This window comes from Bradyrhizobium sp. RD5-C2 (assembly GCF_019972155.1).
Classification (GTDB): domain Bacteria; phylum Pseudomonadota; class Alphaproteobacteria; order Rhizobiales; family Xanthobacteraceae; genus Bradyrhizobium.
Genome location: NZ_BOVL01000022.1, coordinates 1 through 414, shown reverse-complemented (window position 1 = coordinate 414; position 414 = coordinate 1). Strand labels below are relative to the sequence as shown.

Here is a 414-nt window from a genome sequence, read left to right as displayed (position 1 = left end):
GCGCAGCTTGGTCGACATCGGCTTGACCACGATCTCCTCGGTGTGGAACACGCCGTCGACCACGATGCCGAAGGTCTGGCTGCCGACTTGCGTCACCACGATGAAGCTGTTCTCGGCATCGGAGGTCGCGCCGTCGTCGATCTTGAGCAGCTTCTTGAGATGGATCAGCGGCAGCAGCTTGTTGCGCAGGCGCAAGACCGCGGTGTCCTTGATCCGCTCGATGCGGTGCTCGGAGTTGGCGCGGGCCCGCACCAGCTCGACCACGGACAATTGGGGAATCGCAAAGCGGTCGCCGCCGGCTTCCACGATCAAGGCGGAGACGATCGCAAGGGTCAGCGGGATCTTGATGGTGACCGAGGCGCCCTCGCCGGCCACGCTCTTGATGTCGATGGTGCCGCCGATCTGGTCGATATT

1 protein-coding gene is annotated in these 414 nt (G+C 63.5%); it reads right to left on the bottom strand.

Annotation, left to right across the window (positions count from 1 at the left end; translation table 11 throughout):
• Positions 1-414: chemotaxis protein CheW (locus BraRD5C2_RS28830; protein ID WP_223974444.1), on the bottom strand; the 414-nt coding region annotated here is incomplete at both ends.